This is a genomic window from Streptomyces sp. NPDC034049, from assembly GCF_055575575.1.
The window spans coordinates 40,210-60,354 of the sequence record NZ_JBVISJ010000024.1 but is presented as its reverse complement, the minus strand read 5'-3'; the positions used below and the strand labels follow the sequence as shown (position 1 = coordinate 60,354).

The following is a 20,145-nucleotide window of genomic DNA, read 5'->3' as shown; positions in this document are numbered from 1 at the left end:
ACCGCTCTCCCCCCACCCCGTCTGGAGCCGCGATGAGATCCCGTACGCCGACCGTCCGCCGTGCGGCCACGGTCGCCGCAGCCCTCCTCGGGCTGCTCCTGCCCCTGTTGATGATGTCCGGCTCACCCGCGCAGGCCGCCCCCGCCGGCTTCCGCGTCGAGAACGGCCGCCTGCTGGAGCGCTCCGGCAACGACTTCGTGATGCGGGGCGTGAACCACGCCCACACCTGGTATCCGAACCAGATCGGCGCACTGGCCCACATCAAGGCCAAGGGCGCCAACACGGTCCGCGTGGTGCTCGCCAGCGGTGACCGCTGGACCCGGAACGACACCGCCGACGTGGCGAACGTCGTGGCGCAGTGCAAGCGCAACCGGCTCATCTGTGTCCTGGAGGTGCACGACACCACTGGCTACGGCGAACAGAGCGGGGCCGTCACGCTGTCGCGGGCCGCCGACTACTGGATCGGTGTGCAGAGCGCGCTCACCGGCCAGGAGGACCACGTCATCGTCAACATCGGCAACGAGCCGTACGGCAACAACAACTACGCGGGCTGGACCGCCGACACCAAGGCGGCCATCCAGAAGCTGCGTGCCGCCGGATTCCGTCACACCCTCATGGTCGACGCCCCCAACTGGGGCCAGGACTGGGCGTTCACGATGCGCGACAACGCGGCGTCGGTCTTCGCCGCCGACCCGGACGCCAACACGGTCTTCTCCATCCACATGTACGGCGTCTTCGACACGGCGGCCGAGGTGAGCGACTACCTCAACCGGTTCGTCGCCGCGAAACTCCCCCTCGTGATCGGCGAGTTCGGGCACGACCACTCCGACGGCAACCCCGACGAGGACGCGATCCTCGCCACCGCCCAGCGCCTCGGCCTCGGTTACCTCGGCTGGTCCTGGAGCGGCAACGGCGGCGGCGTCGAGTACCTGGACATGGTCACGGGCTTCGACCCGAACCAGCTGACCGACTGGGGGCAGCGCCTCTTCAACGGCGCCAACGGCATCGCCGCCACCTCGAAGGAGGCCGCGATCTACTCCGCCTCCGGCGGGGACACCACTGCCCCGACCGCGCCCGGCACCCCGGCCGCCTCCGGGGTGACCTCGTCGTCGGCGACGCTGACCTGGGCCGCCGCCACCGACGCGACCGGCGTCACCGGCTACGACGTGGTCCGTGTCAACGGCACGTCCGAGTCCGCCGCGACGACCACCACGGGCACCTCCGCCACACTCACGGGCCTGGCTCCCGCGACGTCGTACACCTTCGCCGTCTACGCCCGTGACGCGGCCGGCAACCGCTCGCCGCGCTCGGGAACGGTGACCCTCACGACGTCCTCCGGCGGTTCCACCGCGGCCTGCGCCGTCGGCTACCGGGTGACGGGCGAGTGGTCCGGCGGCTTCCAGGGCGAGCTCGTCCTCCGCAACACCGGCACCTCGGCGATCAACGGCTGGACCCTGCGCTGGTCCTTCGCCGGCGGTCAGCGCGTCTCCAACCTCTGGGGCGGTACGGCGACCCAGTCCGGCGCGGACGTGACCGTCACCGCGGCCACCTACACCGCGAACATCCCCGCGTCGGGTTCGGTGACCCTCGGCTTCACCGCGACCCGTGGCTCCACCAACCCGGCACCGACCGCGTTCACGCTCAACGGGGCTGCCTGCACGTCGAGTTGACATGCAGGCGGCATGGAGTGCGCCGGCGTACCGCGCCTCAGCCAGGTGGCGCGCCGGGGCCCGCCCCGCCCTTGAGCCGCTCCAGGTCCGAGGGCCGGACCTGGATGGCCAGCACGGCGATCAGGGCCGCGATCACGGTGAAGATGGCGGCCATGACGAAGGCGGCCGAGACACCCGCGGTGAGCACCTCGTCGGACCAGGGCGGCGGCAACTGCCCGGTCCGCTGGAACTCCAGTCGCTCGGCGGGGGTCGCCTGGGAGAGGAAGTCCGGGACCTGCTTCTCGGCCTCGTTGGTGCTGGCCGTGCCGAACATCGTCACGAGGATGGAGAGACCGAGGGAACCGCCGACCTGCTGGGTGGCGTTGAGGAGCCCGGAGGCGGCGCCGGTCTCCGCGGGGGTGACATTGGAGAGCGCCATCAGGGTCAGCGCCACGAACTCCATGCCCATGCCCAGGCTGAAGACGAGCATCGGCCCGAGCACGCTGCCGGCGTAGGTGGAGTGGACGTCGGTCAGGGTCAGCCAGCCCAGGCCGGCCGCCGCGAGGATCGCGCCCACCACCATGAACGGCTTGGGCCCGTACACGGGCAGGAACCGTGAGGTCAGTCCGGCGCCGACCGCGATGACCGCGCTGACCGGCAGGAACGCGAAGCCCGTGGCCAGCGGGCTGAAGCCGAGGACGTTCTGGGTGAAGAGCGTCAGGAAGAAGAACATGCCGAAGATCGCGGCGGCCAGGCACAGCATGATCCCGTAGGTGCCGGCACGGTTGCGGTCGGCGAACATGTGCAGCGGGGTGATCGGCTGCCGGGACCGCCGCTCCACCAGCACGAACACCACGAGCAGCACGACGGCTCCGGCGAACGACGCCAGCGTCAGCCCGTCCCGCCAGCCCTCCTGCGCGGCCCGGATGAAGCCGTACACCAGGAGCACCATGCCCAGGGTGGAGGTCAGGGCGCCGGTGATGTCGAAGTGACCGGGGTGGCGTTCGGACTCCTTGATCCAGCGGGGCGTGGCCAGCGCGATCAGCAGTCCGATCGGCACGTTGACGAACAGCACCCACCGCCAGTTCAGCCACTCCACGAGGATGCCTCCCGCGAGCAGCCCGATCGCGCCGCCGCCCGCCGAGACGGCCGCGAACACCCCGAACGCCCGGTTGCGTTCGGGTCCTTCACGGAACGTCGTGCTGATCAGTGCCAGCGAGGTCGGGGACGCGATGGCGCCGCCGACGCCCTGGAGGGCGCGGGCGGCGAGGAGTTGGGCCTCGTTCTGGGCGAGACCGCCGAGCAGGGAGGCCAGCACGAACAGCAGCACACCGAAGATGAACACCCGCCGCCGGCCGAGGATGTCGCCGGCCCGTCCACCCAGCAGCAACAGCCCGCCGAAGGTGAGTGTATAGGCGTTCACCACCCACGCCAGGCTCGTCGTGGAGAAGTCCAGCGACCGCTGGATGTCCGGCAGCGCGATGTTCACGATGGTGATGTCCAGCACCACCATCAACTGGCACGAGGCGATGACGAACAGCGCCATCGCGCTTCCGCCACCACCTGATTCCGGGGTGGTGGTCCGCGCTGGGGAGGTCGGCTGCGATTCGCTCATGACGTGTCGCAAAGGCAGGGTGACGTGTCACCGAGGCAGGGTGCGGCGGACGGTCGCGCCCACCGCCGCGTTCACTGTTCGACCGTACGCCGCCACCCGTGCCCGCACCACTTGGGCGGCGGCGCGAACGCCGGCCCGTCCGGGGTGTCGGAAGGCTGCGCGGGTGCACCCGATCGCGCACCCGATCGAAAAACGGGTGTGCAAGGGAGCGGGGTGGCGTTACGATCCCCGCGATGACTACTCCTTCCCTCAGCAGAATGGGGGTCCCGTCCGCGCAAGGTGAGTGCTGATGCTCACCGACGTCGCGAACGGGGATCCCCGGCTTTCCTTCTGGTTGCGCGTGCGCGAGTTCGCCGTGCCACCCTCCATGATCGAGACGGCGGCCGCCCGCCGTGCCGTCGGCGACTGGGCCGGTGCGTGTGCCGCCGCAGCCGTCGACATCGACTTCGACCTGCGTTCCCTGGCCGGCCGTCACGGCTCGGCGCTGGTGTCCCGAGTCCGGGCGGATCTACGGCACTTGGCGCCCGACCTGCTGCGGTGGCACATGCCGCGGATCGCCCCCGACGGCCTGCTGCGCCCGGGCCTGACCCTCACCCTGGCCACCTACGGGGCGGCGGGCGGTGCCGGGCCGGGGCCCGTGCATCTGGTGGCCCGCACTCCGCCGGCCTGGGCGGACGCCGGTCAGCGGATCGGGCTCGCCGTGTGGGAGGGTTCCCGGTCCGGGCCCGACGCCCGTGGTCATCCGCATCCACGGCCCAGCCGTCGTCACCGGTTCGATCTGCACCGCCATCTCTGGGATGCGCGCAGGGCCCCTGAACTGCGGGCCCGTGCCGGAGCGGACCGTCCGGCCGCCACCGGCGCACCACCGCCGCACCCACACGCGTACTCGCTCCCGCACCCGGGCGCGCACCCGACGCCGCCGACGGCTTCGGACGAGTTGTGGGCGTGGGCGGCGGAGCGCGGTGGTGACGTGGGGCGGTGGGCGGCGGAAGCGGAGATCGTGCTGCGTGCCGAAGGGCGGTCCACCGGCTCCGTCCTCGTACGATGCGGCGCCCGACGGCGGCTCCTGCTGGACCTGGGCCCGGACACCGTCAGGGGCCGGGGCCCGGCCGAGGACGTCCACCCGGACGCGGACGACGGCACCCGGCCGGCGGTGCCGCGGATCACGGCCGTGCACGGCGACGACGGTGCCCTCGGCGCGCTGCCGGTGCTGCCCGAGGCCGCGACCTGGGTGCTGCCGGACCTGGAGCTGATCCGGGCCGGGGTGATCGACGCCGGGCGGCTGCATCCGCTGGTCGCGTCGGCGCTCGTACCGGATCATGTGCCGTCGGCTCCGGCCGAGGCGCCGGACCGGGCGGGGCAGCCGCGGATCGTGGAGTGCCGGGGAGAGCGTCATCGGATCGGCCTGGTCGGCGGGGTGCTGGTGGCCCTCGACCACGACCCGGCCGAACTCCGGCGCGAGGAACTGCTGGTCGCGCTGACCGGTACCCCGCTCCCCTGTCTGCGGGCCATCGACGAGGCGCATCGCCGTCCGGACTGTCTGTCCGGTGTGCGCGAACGGCTGGACCACGGGGACGTGGACGGCGCGCTCGCGGTTGTCGAAGGGCTCCTCGGTCCCGAGGCGGTCCTGCGTGACGGCCCCCTGCGGGACGAGCTGGAGTCCGCCGCACAGCGGAGGATCGCCTACGGCCTCTACCGCGCCGGTCTCGCCGAGCCCCTGCCCGGCCGGGTCCGCTCCAACGTCGGCCGTCGCCCCTCCCGTCAGCGCCGTCCCCGGACGGCGACCTTCTTCTGACCGCGCACCTCGCGCGCGTCCGACTTCAGCCCACTACACCCCAAGGTGATCACACATGCCCACACGCGCTCCTTTCGCCATGCCCTCCGACACCGTCCCGCTCTCCCAACTCGACGTGGCTGCCGACCTGTTGAGCCTTCTGCGGACCACCACCACCGAACCGCGCCCCGACGTCCAGCTGGAGGCGCTGACCCTGGCCGTCGCCGCGGACCTGCCCGTCCTGCTGTGGGGTGAGCCGGGCATCGGCAAGACCGCCGCGCTGACACAGCTCGCGGCCTCCCTGGATCTCCCGCTGACGACCGTGATCGCCAGCGTGCACGAGCCGTCCGACTTCTCGGGCCTGCCGATCGTGGGGGACGATCCCGCCGAGCAGGGCGTCCCCATGGCACCGCCGGACTGGGCGGTGCGCCTGGTGCGGGCCGGCCGGGGGCTGCTGTTCCTGGACGAGCTGTCGACGGCGCCGCCCGCCGTCCAGGCCGCGCTGCTGCGGCTGGTGCTGGAGCGCCGGATCGGCACGCTCCAACTGCCGCCCGAGGTGCGGATCGTGGCCGCCGCCAACCCCAGGTCCTCGGCGGCCGACGGCTGGGAGCTGAGCCCGCCGCTGGCCAACCGGTTCGTCCATCTGCAGTGGACCCACGACCACGAGGTCGTCGTGCGGGGTCTCGGGGGAACCTGGCCGCGGGCCACCCTGCCGCGGCTGGCACCGGAACGGCTGGCGGAGGCGGTGGAGTTCGCCCGGCGCGCGGTGTGCACACTGCTGGCCGCGCGCCCCAAGCTGGTGCATCAGCTGCCGAACAGCGAGAGCCGGCGCGGCGGGCCCTGGCCGTCGCCGCGAAGCTGGGAGATGACGCTGCGTCTGATCGCCTTCGCGACCGCCTCCGGTGTCTCGCGCGACGTGCTGTCCCTCCTGGTCAGGGGCACGGTGGGCGACGGTCCCGGACTGGAGCTGCTGGCCGCCCTGGACCGGCTGGACCTGCCCGATCCCGAGGTGCTGCTCGCCGACCCCCAGGCGGAGGAACTGCCCCAGCGCGGGGATCTGCGCCAGGCGGTGCTCGACGGGGTGGTGGCGGCGGTGCGGTCGCGGCCGGACCGGGCGCGCTGGGACGCGGCTTGGGCGGTGCTGGTCCGGGCACTGGAGACGGGGGCGCCGGACCTGGTGGTCGTCCCCGCCACCACCCTGGCCTCGCTGCGCCGCGACGACTGGGACGTCCCGACGGAGATCGAGAACCTCGCCGGGGTCGTCCTGCTCTCCCGGCGTGCGGACGAGGCGGCGGCCCGTGTGAAGACGGCGACGAAGGTCCGCCGATGAGCACCGCCGGCCACGAGGGCACCCTCGACCTCGACAAGCTCTTCACCGCCCGGCTCCAGGCGGCGCGGGCCCGGCCGTATCTGGCGACGGCGCTGTTCGCGCTGCACACCGTCGAGTCCCGGCAGGTGCCCACCATGGGCGTGGACCGGTACTGGCGGTGCTACGTCTCGCCGAGCTTCGTGGACCGTACTCCGGTGGAGGAGCTGGCCTCGGTGTGGGTGCACGAGGTGTCGCATCTGCTGCGGGACCATCACGGGCGCAGCGACCGGGTCGCCAGGGAACGGGACCTGACCGGCCCCGGTGACCGGCTGCGGATGAACATCGCCGCCGACTGCGAGATCAACGACGACGCGTTCGGCGACGGACTGGTCACGCCCGCGGGGGCCGTGCTGCCGTCGTCCCTGAAGCTGCCCACGGGACAGCTGATGGAGGACTACCTGTGGGAGTTCCGGCTCGGTGCCCGCACCATGAAGTTGGCGTGGCTGGACTGCGGCAGCGGTGCCGACGGTCTGGAGCGGGAGTGGGAGCTGGGTCCGGACGGGGCGCACGCCCTGAGCGAGCAGGAGCGGGACGCGGTCCGGTTCCGGGTGGCCCAGGGCATCAAGGGCCGTCCGGGGTCCGCGCCCGAGGGCTGGCAGCGCTGGGCGGACGAGGCGTTCCATCCGCCGCAGCCGTGGCGGGCGCTGCTGGGTGCGGCGGTCCGGTCGGCGGCCTCCGCGCCGGGCGCCGGTGAGGACTACAGCTACGGCCGGCCCTCGCGGCGCTCCGCCGGTGTACCGGGCACGGTGCTGCCGAGCCTGCGGCGCCGCCCGCCCCATGTCTCCGTGATCATCGACACCTCGGGGTCGGTCAGCGACGCGGAGCTGGGCAGCGCGCTGCTGGAGGTCGCCGCGATCTCGCGGGCCGTGGGAGGGCGGCGCGACCTCGTCACCGTCGTGCCGTGCGACGCGGCGGCCCGGATCGCCCATCCGCTGTGCCGGGCGGAGGGCATCCCGCTCCTGGGCGGCGGCGGTACGAACCTGCGCGCCGGGTTCGCCAAGGCGCTCCGCAGCCACCCCAGGCCCGATGTCGTCGTGGTCCTCACCGACGGCCAGACCCCCTGGCCCGACTCCCGGCCCCCGTGCCGGACGGTGGTCGGCCTGTTCCCCCGGCACCACGAGCACACCACGTGGGACGAGGACGACCCCGACTACGTACCGGACTCACCGCCCGACTGGGCCCGCGTGGTCCACATCGGTTAGGCCGGAGACCCACCTCGGCGTCCGCTCCCGGCTTCCTTCACGATCCGCCACGATCCCCCCATGACAATGAAAACGATTATCGATAAGGTGCACATGTCAAGCCGGGCACCTCCTTGTCGAGGTGCCGTCGGGCTGCCCTGACGCCTGAACGCACCGCACGAAAAGGGGAGCTGTGGCTCATCTGTTGGTGGTCGAGAGCTGGGTCGGATCGATGAGCAGGCTGCTCCCACGGGCCATCCGGGAGGGCGGACACGAGTTCACGTTCCTCACCCGCGACCTGCACCACTATCTGCGCTCGGCCCCCGAGGGCACGTCCCATCCGCTGCTGGGCGCGCGGAACGTGGTCACGGCCGACACCAACGACCTCGACACCCTGCTGCCGGAGACCGAGCGCCTGCACGCGGTGTTCGGCTTCGACGGGGTGATCTCCTCCTGCGACTACTACCTGCCGACAGTGGCCCGCATCGCCGGGCACCTCGGACTCCCCGGGCCCGGCCCGCAGGCCGTCGCGGACGCCTGCCGCAAGGACGCCACCCGCCGGGTCCTCGCCGACGCAGGTGTGCCCGGACCCCGTTTCGCCCTCCACGAGGAGTGGGCCGACATCGCCCGCGCGGCACGGGAGATCGGCTACCCGCTGGTCGTCAAACCTGTCGACCTGTGTGCGGGCATGTATGTGCGGAGAGTGGACGACGAGGCCGAACTCGCCTCAGCGGTACGGGCGTTGGCGGACTTCCCGCTGAACGCCCGCGGACAGCGGAGGGTGCCCGCCGTCCTCCTCGAAGAGCTGCTGACCGGCCCCGAGGTGAGCGTCGAGACCGTGTCCCACGCGGGAGCGGCGCACGTCGTGGGCGTGACCGACAAGAGCGTCGGCGGGGCGCCCGCGTTCATCGAGACCGGGCACATGTTCCCCGCCGCGCTGACGGGCGCCGACACCGAGGCGGCCGAACAGACCGCGCTGGGCGCGCTCAAGGCGCTCGGGCTGACCGACGGCGTCGTCGCCCACACCGAGATCAAGCTGACCCCGGACGGCCCGCGGGTGGTCGAGGTCAACCCCCGGCCCGCCGGGAACCGCATCACCGAACTGGTCCGCCACGTCACCGGCATCGACCTCGCCGCGGCCGCCGTGGACGTCGCCCTCGGCCGCGCACCCGACCTGCGGCGGCGGGAGACCGGCCTGCGCAGCGCCGCCGTCGCCTTCCTGGTGCCGGAGACCTCGGGCACCCTCGTGTCCCTGGACGGCGGTGACCTCGCCGACGCCGAGAACGTGCTGGAGGTGCAGCTCGCCGAGCCGGGCCGGCAGGTCAGGTCGGCCGGCAGCAACAACGAGTACCTCGGCCACGTCATGGCCGGGGACCCCACCGGCCTCGGCGCCCGCGCTCATGTCGAGGCGCTGTCGGCCGAGTTGAGCGCCGGGCTGGTGATCCGGTGAGCACCGTCGCGCCGGTGACCGGGGCGGTCACCTACGACGAGCTGCTGGAGCGGGCCCGCGCCGGCCTGCTCGGCCCGGATCCCGCGACGCTGCGCATCGCGGTGGCGTTCGTGACCCGGCAGGCCGTGCGGCACGACGGGCGGGGCACCGGCTACCGCAACGAGGTGCTCAGTCTGCGTCTCGCCGGTGCGGTGGGGTCCTGCGCGGTCGAGCCCGGGGCCCTGCCGGACGCGGCGATCGACACGTGCGTCGGCGCCGATGTCGCCCGGCTCCTGGACCATCCGCTGCCGCCGGTGCGGGTCGCCGCGCTGGACGCCTATCTGATGCACGTCCGCCCGCACACCCCCGGGAACGGGGCACAGCCGTACCCCCTCCCGGCCGGTACGTCGCTGGAGAAGTCGCGGGCGCGGGCGCGGGCCGTCGTCGAACTGCTCGACCTGCCGCCGGACGCGACCGTGCTCGTCGTCGGCGTCGTCAACTCCCTTCTGGAGGCGCTGCGTTCGCGTGGACTGCGCTATGTGCCGTGCGATCTGAAGGGCGGGGTCACCGAGTGGGGCGAGGAGGTCGTCACCGACGCGCTGGGCGCGGCCGGGCGCTGTGACGCGCTGCTGGTCTCCGGGATGACACTGAGCAACGGCACGTTCGAGCCGTTGCGGCGCCACGCCCTGTCACACGGCAAGCAGCTGGTGATGTTCGCGCAGACGGGCAGCGCGGTGCTGCCCCGGTTCCTCGGGCACGGGGTGAGCGCGGTGTGCGCGGAGCCCTATCCGTTCTTCTGGCTGGACGCGGGCGCGGGCACGCTGCACCGCTACCGCCAGGACGAGCCCCGCTCCACGGCGACAGCCGGTGCGGCGTCCTGTCCGGTGTCAGGGGTGGGCCGGTGACCTCGTCGACCGTCCTGCGCACCGTCGCCCGACCGGAGCTGCTGTCCCTCGTCGGACGGACACCGCTCGCGCGCATCACCGCCGATCTGCCCGGTCCGCAGCCGGGGTTCTGGGCCAAGCTGGAAGGGCTCGCGGCCGGCGGGATGAAGGCACGGGCCGCCGTGTCCATGCTGATGGGCGCCCGGGAGCGTGGTGAACTGCGGCCCGGCGCACCGGTGGTGGAGTCGACGTCCGGCACCCTGGGCATCGGGCTCGCCTTCGCCGGACAGGCCCTCGGCCATCCGGTCGTGCTGGTCGGCGACAGCGAACTGGAGCCGTCCATGCGGCAGTTGCTGCGCTCGTACGGCGTACGGCTGGAGCTGGTGGACCGCCCGGCGGCACGGGGCGGCTGGCAGGCGGCACGCCTCGCCCGGCTGCGGGAACTGCTCACCGTACTGCCCGGGGCGTACTGGCCCGACCAGTACAACAACCCCGACAACACCGCCGGTTACGCCTCGCTCGCCGCCGAACTCGCCGTGCAGCTCGACCACTTGGACATCCTGGTGTGCAGTGTCGGCACCGGCGGCCACAGCGCGGGCATCATCGGCCCGCTGCGCCGGCACTGGCCCGCGCTGCGCCTCATCGGCGTCGACTCCACCGGCTCGACGATCTTCGGCCAGCCGGCCCGGCCCAGGCTGATGCGCGGCCTCGGCAGCAGCATCCATCCCCGCAACGTCGCCTACGACGCCTTCGACGAGGTGCACTGGGTCGGCCCGGCGGAGGCCGTCGACAGCTGTCGCCGTCTGGCCCGCGGCAGCTTCGTCAGCGGCGGCTGGAGCACCGGCGCGGTCGCGCTCGTCGCCGCCTGGGCGGCCCGCGTCCACCCGGGCGCCGTCGTCGCCACCGTCTTCCCGGACGGCCCGCACCGCTACCTCGGCAGCGTCTTCGACGACGACTTCGCCACCGCCCACGGCCTCGACCCGGCCTCCGCCGCCGCGCGGCCCGTCGAGATCCCCCATCCCCGCGCGGCCGAGGCCGTCGGCTGGGTGCGGTGCGGCAGGGTCGCCGACCCCCTCGACGTCCCCCCTTCGGAAGAGAGACTGTGAAGGCAAGCCGGCGCACCGTACGCCTCGAACTCACCGAGCCGTTGCGCATCTCCCGCTCCACCATGGCCGCACGGGACGCGGTGTGGCTCACCGTGCGGGACGACGACGGGGTCCAGGGCCACGGCGAGGCCGTCACCAGCGTCTACTACGGCCTCGACACCGACACGCTGGACCGGCTCCTCGCGGACGCCGCCGCCGGCCTGCGGCGGTACCCCGATCCGGAGAGCGCCCTGGAGGCCCTGCGGAGCGGCCGACCCGCCGGTGATCTGGACGTTCCCCCGGCCGTGACCGCCGCCGTCGACGCGGCGCTCCTCGATCTCGTCGGCAAGCGGGCCGGAGCCCCGGCGCACCGTCTGCTGGGCGCGCCGAGCGCGCCTGCGGCCGCGACCGCCCGGACCATCGGCATCAGCTCGCCGGCCCGGGCCGCGGCCGAGGCGCGCCGCCTCGCCGCGAGCGGTTTCCAGGTCGTCAAGGTCAAGGCCGGGGCCCCCGACCCCGAGAGCGACGTCGAACGGGTACGGGCCGTCCGCGAGGCCGCGCCCCGGGTCCGGCTCCTCCTCGACCCCAACGGCGCCTGGACGCCGGCCCAGGCGGACACGCTGCTGCCGCGCTTCGCCGAGCTGGGCGTGGAGGCCGTCGAGCAGCCGCTGGCCCCGGGCGACCCGGACGCGCTGGCCGCCCTCGCCGAACGCTCCCCGCTGCCGGTCGTCGCCGACGAGGACGCCGTGGGGCTGGAGGACGTCCGGCGGCTCGCGGGTCGGGTGCACGGGGTCAACGTCAAGCTCGCCAAGTGCGGCGGCGTCCACGCGGCGTTGCGGATCGCCGAGCTGATCGAGGGCAGCGGGACCGAGCTGATGCTCGGCTGCCTCACCGCCAGCAGCCTCGGCCTCGCCCCGGCCGTCCATCTCGCCGACCGCGCCCGCTGGGTGGACCTCGACGGGCACCTCCTGCTCGCCGACGACCCGTGGACCGGCATCGGCGGCACCGACGGCGTCGTACGCACGACGGACGCGCCCGGCCTCGGAGTTCGGCTCCGCGCGGCCCACGAGACGGGGGAGGCGCACCGTGCGGACGTGGCATGAGATACGCCGCTTCCCGTTCGCGGTCCGCCTGCTGCTGATCAACCAGCTCGGCGTCAACATCGGGTTCTACCTGCTGATCCCCTACCTCGCCACGCACCTCACCGAGAACCTGGGCATGTCGGCGGCCGTCGTCGGCGTCGTCCTGGGCATCCGCAACCTCAGTCAGCAGGGCCTGTTCATCATCGGCGGCTCCGCCTCGGACCGGCTCGGCGCGCGGGGCGTCATCATCGCCGGGTGCGCCCTGCGGACCGTCGGGTTCGGACTGTTCGCGCTCGGCGACGGACTGACGGTGCTGCTCGCCGCGTCGGTGCTCAGCGGGCTCGCCGGGGCGTTGTTCAACCCGGCGGTGCGGGCGTATCTGGCGCAGGAGGCCGGGGAGCGCAAGGCGGAGGCGTTCGCGCTGTTCAACGTGTTCGCGACGACCGGTGCGCTGATCGGGCCGCTGCTGGGCAGCGTCCTGCTGCTGGTGGACTTCCGTACGTCCGCGCTCACGGCCGCCGGGATCTTCGCCGTCCTCACTGTCGCCCAGGCCCTCGTCCTGCCGGCGCGGAAGGTCGCGCCGAGCGGCGGCGGTGTCCTCGGGGACTGGCGGGAGGTGCTCGGCAACCGGGCCTTCCTGGCCTTCGCGCTCGCCATGGTCGGCATGTTCACCCTGGAGAACCAGCTGTACCTGCTGCTGCCGGCCGGGGCCCGGGAGGCGACCGGCTGGGAGGGGGCCGCCGGTCTCGTCTTCCTGGTGGGCACCCTCGCCAACCTCGCGCTGCAGCTGCGCATCACCAAGGCGCTCAAGTCACGCGGTGACCGGGCCCGTTGGATCGGCGCCGGGCTCGCCGTGACCGGTCTGGCGTTCCTGCCGCCGGCCCTGGGGAGCGGGCTCGGTGCCTCCGGCTGGACCGCCGCCGTACCCGTGCTCCTCGGCGCGCTGCTCCTCTACCTGGGCCTCATGATCGCCTCGCCGTTCGTGATGGAGCTGATCCCCCGCTTCGGCCGGCCGGAGCTGACCGGCACGTACTTCGGGATCTTCTACGTGGTCTCCGGCGTCGCGGCCGCCGTCGGCAACACCGTCGTCGGGTGGGCCATGGACACCGGGGAGCGCGGCGGCCACGCGTGGCTGCCGTGGGTGTGCTGTGCCGTGTTCGGCCTGATGTCGGCGGCCGGTGTCGGCTGGCTGCGCCGGCTGGGCGCGCTGCCCGCGACCCCGGAAACCGCCGCCCCCGCCATGGCCGGCGAGAAGAGCAGCGCATGACGGACGCCAACCTCCTCACCGACAACCCGGAGCTGTACGAGGCCCGCTTCCCCGACCCCGATCGGCTGGCCGGGCGCTGGGCCGAGGACTGTCTGCGGCGCCACGGGGCCGGGCGGCGGGTCCTGGACCTGGGCTGCGGCACCGGGCGCGACGCCGCCCACCTGCACGCGGCCGGACGTACGGTGACCGGCGCCGACCTCTCGGAGGCGATGCTCGCGCACGCCCGCGCCCGGCATCCCGGTCCCGCCTACGTACGGGCCGATCTGCACGGCTTCGACCTGGGCCGGGCGGCCTTCGACGCGGTGGTCTGCCTTGACAGCTCCCCGCTGTACTGCCACACCAACGCCGAACTCGACGGCTTCCTCTCCTCCTGCCGTCGGGCGCTGGCACCCGGCGGACTGCTGGTCGCCGAGATGCGCAACGGCGCCTACTTCCTGGGCCGTACCGACCTGCTCGACACCCCGGCCGTGAACGCCTTCACCTGGCAGGGCACCGCCTACCGGTCCACCACCACCCTCACCGTGGACCGCACCGCCCAACTGCTGCGCCGTGTCCGCGTCTGGACCTCGGACGACGGGGCACCCCCCGTCGAACAGCGGTCCGCCTGGCGGCTGTTGCTCCCGCAGGAGCTGCGCCACTTCCTGACCGCGCACGGCTTCGAGGTGCTCGAACTGCACGACGGACCGGGCCCGCGCACCGAACCGCCGTGGCAGGAAGGCCGGTTGCCGGGAGACACGGCGGACGCGGACCGGCTGCACGTCGTCGCGCGCCTCGCCTCCCCCACCCACTGACCCTCCTCGCCCCCTCCCCGACTCACTGGCCCCTCCCCGACCCACTGATCCCTCCTCGCCCTCTCCTCCCTCTCGACACCCAAGGAACCCTCATGCACGACGAACGTTTCCCCGGTCTGCGCCGACGCGGCTTCCTCGCCGCCACGGGCGCCGCCACGCTCGGCGCTCTCGCCCTGACCGCGTGCGGCGCGGACGGCACCGACTCCGCACCGAGCGGCGACGACGGCGCCCCGAAGCGGGGCGGACGGCTGCGGGCCGCGTTCGCGGGCGGCGGCGCGAGCGAGACCCTCGATCCGCACCTGGCCAACCTGTTCGCCGACGTCGCCCGGGCCAAGGCCCTCTACGACAAGCTCGCCGACTACGGCGCCGATCTGTCCGCGCGCCCCCGCCTGGCGACCAAGTGGGAGTCGAACAAGACCCTGGACCGCTGGCAGGTCACGCTCCGCGAGGCCACCTTCCACGACGGCCGGCCGGTCACCGCGAAGGACGTCCTCTACAGCTACCGCAGGATCGCCGACCCCGAGAAGGCGTTCCGCGCGAAGGCGTCCCTGGAGCCCATCGACCTCGACGCGAGCCGGGCCACCGGCGAGCGGTCCATCGAGTTCGTGCTGAAGCGGCCGACCGCCGAATTCCCCAATGTGCTGGCCGCGTTCGGCGCGTACATCGTGCCGGAGAACGCCGGGAAGAACGCCGGCGACTTCGACAGGAAGCCGATCGGCTCCGGTCCCTTCCGCTTCGTCTCCTTCTCCCCCGGCCGCTCGGCCGTCTTCCGCCGCCACGACGCCTACTGGGAGGGGGCGCCGCACCTCGACGAACTGGAGTTCGTCGTCGCCAACGAGGAGTCGGCCCGGGTCAACGCGCTCCTCGGCGGCCAGGTCGAGTACGCCCACGAGCTCAACCCCACCACCGCCCGCGCCCACGAGGGCAAGGGGCAGATCGAGATCGTCCGGCTGCGGGGCAGCGCCATGCAGGCGTTCTGCATGAAGACCGACCGGCCGCCCTTCGACGACAAGCGGGTCCGCGAGGCGTTCTTCCTGGTCGCCGACCGGCAGGAACTCGTCGACGGCGCCCTGTCCGGCGCGGGCGTCGTCGGCAACGACCTGTTCGGCAAGGGCTACGAGTACTACGCCGCCGACCTCCCGCAGCGCGAGCAGGACCTCGACCGGGCCAGGGCCCTGCTGAAGCAGGCCGGCGCGGAGAAGCTGAAGGTCACCCTGGACACCTCGGCCGTGGCCGCCGGGTTCACCGAGGCCGCCAGCATCTTCAAGGACCAGGCCGCGAAGGCGGGCGTCACCGTCGACGTGCGGATGGGCAGCAAGGACTCGTACTGGAGCGACATCCTCGACTCCGGCACCCTGGCCTGCTACCGGTCCGGCGCCATGCCCATCGAGGCCCACATCTCGCAGCGGCTGCTCACCGACTCCACCACCAATGCCACCAAGTGGCAGCACAAGGACTTCGACGCCCTGTACCAGCAGGCCCAGTCGACACGGGACAAGACGGAGCGGGCCGCCGTCTACGAGCGGATGCAGCGCCGGCTCTACGCCGAGGGCGGCTTCCTGATCTGGGGGTTCGCCGACTGGATCCTCGGCACCGCCAAGACGGTGAAGGGAGTGGAGACCAAGGCCCCCGCCAACACCCTCGACTGGGCCCGCTTCGACAAGGTGTGGCTGGCGTGATTCCAGAGTCCGACGGCGCCTCGAAGGGGCGCGGGGAACCGCGCGAGCGGCCACGACGGCGCGGCACTCGCCCGACGCCCCGTCTCCCCTTCGTGGCCCGGCGCCTCCTGCTCGGCGCGGCCCAGACCGTGGCCGTCGTCCTGCTGGTCTTCGCGCTCACCGAGGCGCTGCCGGGCGACGCCGCGGTCGCGCTGGCCGGCGACCAGCCCGACCCGGCGCGCATCGCCGCCATCCGCGAGGCGATGCACCTCGACCGGCCGGTGCACGAACGGCTGGCCGACTGGGCGACGGGCCTGCTGCACGGCGACTTCGGCACCTCGCTGACCTCGGGCCGCCCGGTCACCCAGTACATCGCCGACGGCTTCGGGCCGACCCTGCTGCTGGCCGCGCTCACCGTGGCACTGCTCGTCCCGCTCGGCTTCGGCCTCGGCGTGCTGGCCGCCCGCCACGAGGGCGGGCCGGTCGACCGGCTGGTCAGCTCCCTGACGCTCGCCGTGTACGCGGTCCCCGAGTTCGCGCTCGGGGTGCTGCTGGTGACCGTGTTCGCGCTGCGACTGGGCTGGCTGCCGCCGACCGCCGTCGGCTACGGCACCGACCTCCTGGCCCACCCGGCCGCCCTCGTCCTGCCCGTCCTCGTCCTGCTGTCCCGGCCGGTCTGCTCCCTCGTCCGGCTGGTCCGGGCCGGCATGGTCGACGCCCTCGCCTCACCGTACGTCGCCCACGCCCGCCGGTACGGCGTGTCCGGCGCCCGCGTCCGCTACACCCACGCCCTCCCGAACGCCCTCGCCCCCGCCGCCCAGCAACTCGCTCGCACCATCGACTGGTTGCTGTGCGGCGTCATCGTCGTGGAGGCCCTCTTCGTGATTCCCGGACTCGGCACCGTCCTCCTCAACGCCGTCGCCGAACGCGACGTCCCCGTGGTCCAGGGCCTCGCCGTGGTCTTCGGCGTCCTGACCGTCGTGCTCAACCTGGGCGCGGACGTGGTCGCCCGACGGCTGGCGCCCCGGGCGGAGGTGGCGGCATGACGACGGCCACGGACACCGGCCCGCCCGGCACGGACACCGCCCCGCGCACCCTGTGGCGGCCCACCGGCCGTTTCGCGCTCGGCCTCGCGGTCGTCGCCGTCCCCCTCCTTCTCGCCCTGCTGGGACCGGTGTTCGCGGGGGAACCGACCGCACGGGCCGCGTCCTTCACCCTCGGCGACGGGCACTGGCTCGGCACGGACTTCGTGGGCCGGGACGTGTGGCAGCAGGTGCTCCACGGCGGCCGGCCGGTCGTGCTGACCGCGCTCGGCGCCGGAGCGCTGGCCTATCTCGTCGCCCTGCCGGTCGGTCTGGTCGCCGCGCTGACGCACCGGCGGTGGCTGGAGGAGTTGCTGATGCGTCCGCTGGACATCCTGATCGCCGTCCCGTCGCTGCTGCTGATCCTGCTGGTCGCGTCGGTGCTCACCACCGGAGCCGTCGGCCTCGCCCTGCTCGTCGCGCTGGTCAACGTGCCCGACGCGGCCCGCCTCGTGCGCGCCGCCGCCACGGAGGCCGCCGCCCGGCCGGTCGTCGAGGCGCTCCGACTCCAGGGCGAGAGCTGGTGGCGCACGGCCGTCGGCTACGTCGGCCGGACGATCCTGCGCACCCTCGGCGCCGACGCCGGCACCCGGCTGACCGGGGTGCTGTACCTGGTCGCCACGGCCGCCTTCCTAGGCGTCGGGGTGACCCCGGACGCGGCCGACTGGGCGGTGATGGTCGACCGCAACCGCACCGGCCTGTTCGTGCAGCCGTGGGCCGTGGTCGTGCCCGCCCTGCTGATCGTCGCGCTCACCACGGGCACGAACCTCCTCTTCGACGCGGCGCTGGAGAAGCCCGGTGGGCGACAGGCACGGAAGGAACGACGTTCGTGACGCGGTACGACGACGGGAGCGGCACGGCCGCCCCGGCACCCCTGGCCGAACTCACGGACCTCCGGGTCGAGGTGGGCGGGCGGGCGATCGTGGACGGGGTGAGTCTGCGGGTGCTGCCCGGCAGGGTCACCGCGCTGGTGGGTGCATCGGGCAGCGGGAAGACGACCACCGGGCTGGCGCTGCTCGGCGAGTTCCCGGCGGGCGCGCGCGTCACCGGCGAGGTCCGGCGAGCCGCCGAACGGCTCGGCGGGGCCGGGGGCCTCGTCGGGTACGTGCCCCAGCATCCGGCCTCCGTCCTGAACCCCGCCCGCCGGATCAGCGCACTCCTGACGGACATCGCCCGCCCACGGGTACGTCATCTGTCTCTCGGCCGGCGCCGGGCCGCCGCGCGGGCACAGGTGCTCCGAGCACTGGCCGACGCCCGGCTCCCGGACGCCGAGACCCTGTTGCGCCGCCACCCGCACCAGCTCTCCGGCGGCCAGCAGCAACGTGTCGTCCTCGCCCAGGCCCTCCTGCTCGGCGCCGAGGTCGTCGTCGCCGACGAGCCCACCACCGGCCAGGACGCGCTGACCAAGGGCCTCGTCGTCGAGCAGCTGGCGACGATCGCGGCGCGCGGCATCGCGGTCGTCCTGCTCAGTCATGACCTCGACGTCGTCCGCGCGCTCGCCGACGAGGTCCATGTCATGCGCGCGGGACGGGTCGTGGAGTCGGGCCCGACCGAGCACGTGTGGTCGGCGCCCCGGCACCCCTGGACCCGCCGACTCCTGGACGCACACGCCTCGTTCACCGACCTGGGCGCGGCGGCCGGGCAGGTGGACAGCGAGAGGGACACGGGGGCAGCGACGACAACGGCCCCTGCGACGACCATGCCGACGGCCTCGATGACCTCGACGGCACCGACGGCCTCCGCCGGTCGAGACGGCACGGTGACCGCGTACGACGCCCGGCCGGTGCTGCGCGTACGTGACCTCGTCGCCCACCACCGCGACGGCGCACGCGGCGCACCGGTGACCGTGCGTGCCCCCGAACTGGACCTGCACGCCGGGCGGTTGCTGGCCGTCGTCGGCCGCTCGGGCAGCGGCAAGACCACGCTGGCCCGCTGTCTCGCGGGGCTCCACCGCGACCACGACGGCGAGGTCCTCCTCGACGGCACGCCACTGCCCCGCAGCCTGCGCGCCCGCACCCGGGGGCAGTTGGCGGCCGTACAGTACGTCTTCCAGGACGCCCGCGCCGCGTTCGACGAACACCGCACGGTCCTGCGGCAGGTCGCCCGCACGGCGGTCCGGCTGCGCGGAGTCGACGCCGGGACCGCCGAGACCGAGGCGCTGGCGACGCTGAGCCGCCTGGGCCTCCTCCCGGAACTGGCCCACCGCCACCCCGGCCGGCTGTCGGGCGGCGAACTCCAGCGCGCCGCCCTGGCCCGCGCGCTCCTCGCCCACCCCCGTGTGCTGATCTGCGACGAGATCACCTCCGGCCTGGACACGGTCAGCCGGCGCGGCATCCTCGACGTCCTCACGGGCCTGCTCGGCACCGGCGCGGACACCGGAACGGCTCCCGCCGCACCGGCGCTGGTCCTGATCACCCACGACCTGGACACCGCCTCCGTCGCCGATCGCATCGCCGTCATGGACGCGGGGGAGATCGTCGAACAAGGCCCCGCCCGACGGATCCTCACCGCACCACGGCACCCCTTCACGGCCTCGCTCGTCGCCACGGTCTCCCGGCCGCCCGTCCCCCAAGGGTGAGGTTCGACCACGACGGACCGTACGAGCCCGCGCACCCCGTATAAAGGGACGGGTCCCGCCAAAGGGGATCAACAGAGCGTGGGGGCGTACGAGTTGAAGAGCTGGCGTATGGGCACGGGCAGGGGCCGGATCGGCGTCGCGGTGGCGGCGTCCCTGGCATGGGCGCTCACCGGCTGCGGCGGGAACGGCGTGCAGGACGACGGCTCCGGCGGCAGCGGCAGGCCACCGTCGGAGGCCCGACAGCAGCCGACGACGACCCCAACCACCGCGACGGCCGCCGAGCCCGAAGCCGACGACGGCGACGACGCCCCCGCCGAGAAGGGCGACCACGACGGCGGCAGAGGCGCGGCCGACGCCACCGGCACCGGCACCGGCACGGGGGCATGCTTCGACGGCCGGTGTGAACTCACCGTGTCCGGGCCCCTGTCCATCGATGTGGACAGCCGTTTCGGCGTCGGCGATCTCCGCGTCACGGAGGTCACCGCCGACACCGTCGTGCTCCAGTCCTCGGGAGCCGGTACGCACCTCAGCTCCTCGATCGGCGAAGGTGGCACCGGCGGTCTCAACGGCCTCGGTTTCCGCGTGAAGTCCCTCAAGGGCGGCACGGCGGTGCTGGAGTTCTTCCCCCGCGCCTGATCGGTCGGGCGCGGACGAACAGCGGAGGCGCCCATGCCCTGCCCAGGGCATGGGGGCCTCGGCCT

Annotated in this window: 16 protein-coding genes; 15 read left to right on the top strand and 1 reads right to left on the bottom strand. The window is 73.5% G+C overall.

Annotated elements, in window-relative coordinates; genetic code table 11:
- Window positions 1-32 precede the first annotated feature (32 nt).
- A complete protein-coding gene (locus tag ACZ52C_RS39675; RefSeq protein WP_469079393.1) occupies window positions 33-1,670 on the top strand; it encodes a cellulase family glycosylhydrolase in 1,638 nt (545 codons plus the stop codon).
- A gap of 37 nt (window positions 1,671-1,707) precedes the next feature.
- Here the strand turns inward: ACZ52C_RS39675 and ACZ52C_RS39670 are convergent, their stop codons facing one another.
- Entirely contained in the window at window positions 1,708-3,195 is a 1,488-nt protein-coding gene (locus ACZ52C_RS39670; protein ID WP_469079392.1) for an MFS transporter, read from the bottom strand.
- A 358-nt stretch (window positions 3,196-3,553) separates the two neighbouring features.
- Between ACZ52C_RS39670 and ACZ52C_RS39665 the strand changes: the two genes are divergently transcribed.
- The 14 genes from ACZ52C_RS39665 (at window position 3,554) to ACZ52C_RS39600 (ending at window position 20,080) form a co-directional block, all read left to right on the top strand.
- The gene (locus ACZ52C_RS39665) at window positions 3,554-5,059 is read left to right on the top strand and encodes a hypothetical protein (RefSeq protein WP_469079391.1); all 1,506 of its coding nucleotides are present in this window, start codon (window positions 3,554-3,556) and stop codon (window positions 5,057-5,059) included.
- A 55-nt stretch (window positions 5,060-5,114) separates the two neighbouring features.
- A complete protein-coding gene (locus tag ACZ52C_RS39660; RefSeq protein ID WP_469079390.1) occupies window positions 5,115-6,368 on the top strand; it encodes an AAA family ATPase in 1,254 nt (417 codons plus the stop codon).
- Entirely contained in the window at window positions 6,365-7,609 is a 1,245-nt protein-coding gene (locus ACZ52C_RS39655) for a vWA domain-containing protein (RefSeq protein ID WP_469079389.1), read from the top strand. The genes ACZ52C_RS39660 and ACZ52C_RS39655 overlap by 4 nt, the downstream gene beginning before the upstream one ends.
- Window positions 7,610-7,781: 172 nt before the next feature.
- The gene (locus ACZ52C_RS39650) at window positions 7,782-9,038 is read left to right on the top strand and encodes an ATP-grasp domain-containing protein (RefSeq protein WP_469079388.1); all 1,257 of its coding nucleotides are present in this window, start codon (window positions 7,782-7,784) and stop codon (window positions 9,036-9,038) included.
- A complete protein-coding gene (locus ACZ52C_RS39645) occupies window positions 9,035-9,922 on the top strand; it encodes a Rossmann-like domain-containing protein (RefSeq protein ID WP_469079387.1) in 888 nt (295 codons plus the stop codon). The genes ACZ52C_RS39650 and ACZ52C_RS39645 overlap by 4 nt, the downstream gene beginning before the upstream one ends.
- On the top strand, window positions 9,919-11,007 hold the full coding sequence (locus ACZ52C_RS39640) for a PLP-dependent cysteine synthase family protein (protein WP_469079386.1): 1,089 nt from the start codon (window positions 9,919-9,921) through the stop codon (window positions 11,005-11,007). The genes ACZ52C_RS39645 and ACZ52C_RS39640 overlap by 4 nt, the downstream gene beginning before the upstream one ends.
- Window positions 11,004-12,089, top strand: a complete 1,086-nt coding sequence (locus tag ACZ52C_RS39635) for a mandelate racemase/muconate lactonizing enzyme family protein (protein WP_469079385.1) — start codon at window positions 11,004-11,006, stop codon at window positions 12,087-12,089. The genes ACZ52C_RS39640 and ACZ52C_RS39635 overlap by 4 nt, the downstream gene beginning before the upstream one ends.
- Window positions 12,073-13,335 carry an MFS transporter gene (locus tag ACZ52C_RS39630; RefSeq protein WP_469079384.1) on the top strand — a complete coding sequence of 421 codons (1,263 nt, stop codon included), beginning with the start codon at window positions 12,073-12,075 and terminating at the stop codon, window positions 13,333-13,335. The genes ACZ52C_RS39635 and ACZ52C_RS39630 overlap by 17 nt, the downstream gene beginning before the upstream one ends.
- Window positions 13,332-14,126: a class I SAM-dependent DNA methyltransferase gene (locus tag ACZ52C_RS39625; RefSeq protein ID WP_469079383.1), complete on the top strand. Its 795-nt coding sequence runs from the start codon at window positions 13,332-13,334 to the stop codon at window positions 14,124-14,126. The genes ACZ52C_RS39630 and ACZ52C_RS39625 overlap by 4 nt, the downstream gene beginning before the upstream one ends.
- A 92-nt stretch (window positions 14,127-14,218) precedes the next feature.
- Window positions 14,219-15,805 (top strand): ABC transporter substrate-binding protein, encoded by a 1,587-nt coding sequence (locus ACZ52C_RS39620; RefSeq protein ID WP_469079382.1) that lies wholly within the window; start codon window positions 14,219-14,221, stop codon window positions 15,803-15,805.
- Between the two features lie 92 nt (window positions 15,806-15,897).
- Complete coding sequence (locus ACZ52C_RS39615; RefSeq protein ID WP_045560555.1) at window positions 15,898-16,830, top strand: ABC transporter permease; 933 nt, start codon at window positions 15,898-15,900, stop codon at window positions 16,828-16,830.
- Window positions 16,827-17,699 (top strand): ABC transporter permease, encoded by an 873-nt coding sequence (locus tag ACZ52C_RS39610; RefSeq protein ID WP_469079381.1) that lies wholly within the window; start codon window positions 16,827-16,829, stop codon window positions 17,697-17,699. Before ACZ52C_RS39615 ends, ACZ52C_RS39610 begins: the two co-directional genes overlap by 4 nt.
- Complete coding sequence (locus ACZ52C_RS39605; RefSeq protein WP_469079380.1) at window positions 17,696-19,444, top strand: ABC transporter ATP-binding protein; 1,749 nt, start codon at window positions 17,696-17,698, stop codon at window positions 19,442-19,444. Before ACZ52C_RS39610 ends, ACZ52C_RS39605 begins: the two co-directional genes overlap by 4 nt.
- Window positions 19,445-19,552: 108 nt before the next feature.
- Window positions 19,553-20,080 carry a hypothetical protein gene (locus ACZ52C_RS39600; protein ID WP_469079379.1) on the top strand — a complete coding sequence of 176 codons (528 nt, stop codon included), beginning with the start codon at window positions 19,553-19,555 and terminating at the stop codon, window positions 20,078-20,080.
- Window positions 20,081-20,145: the final 65 nt, after the last annotated feature.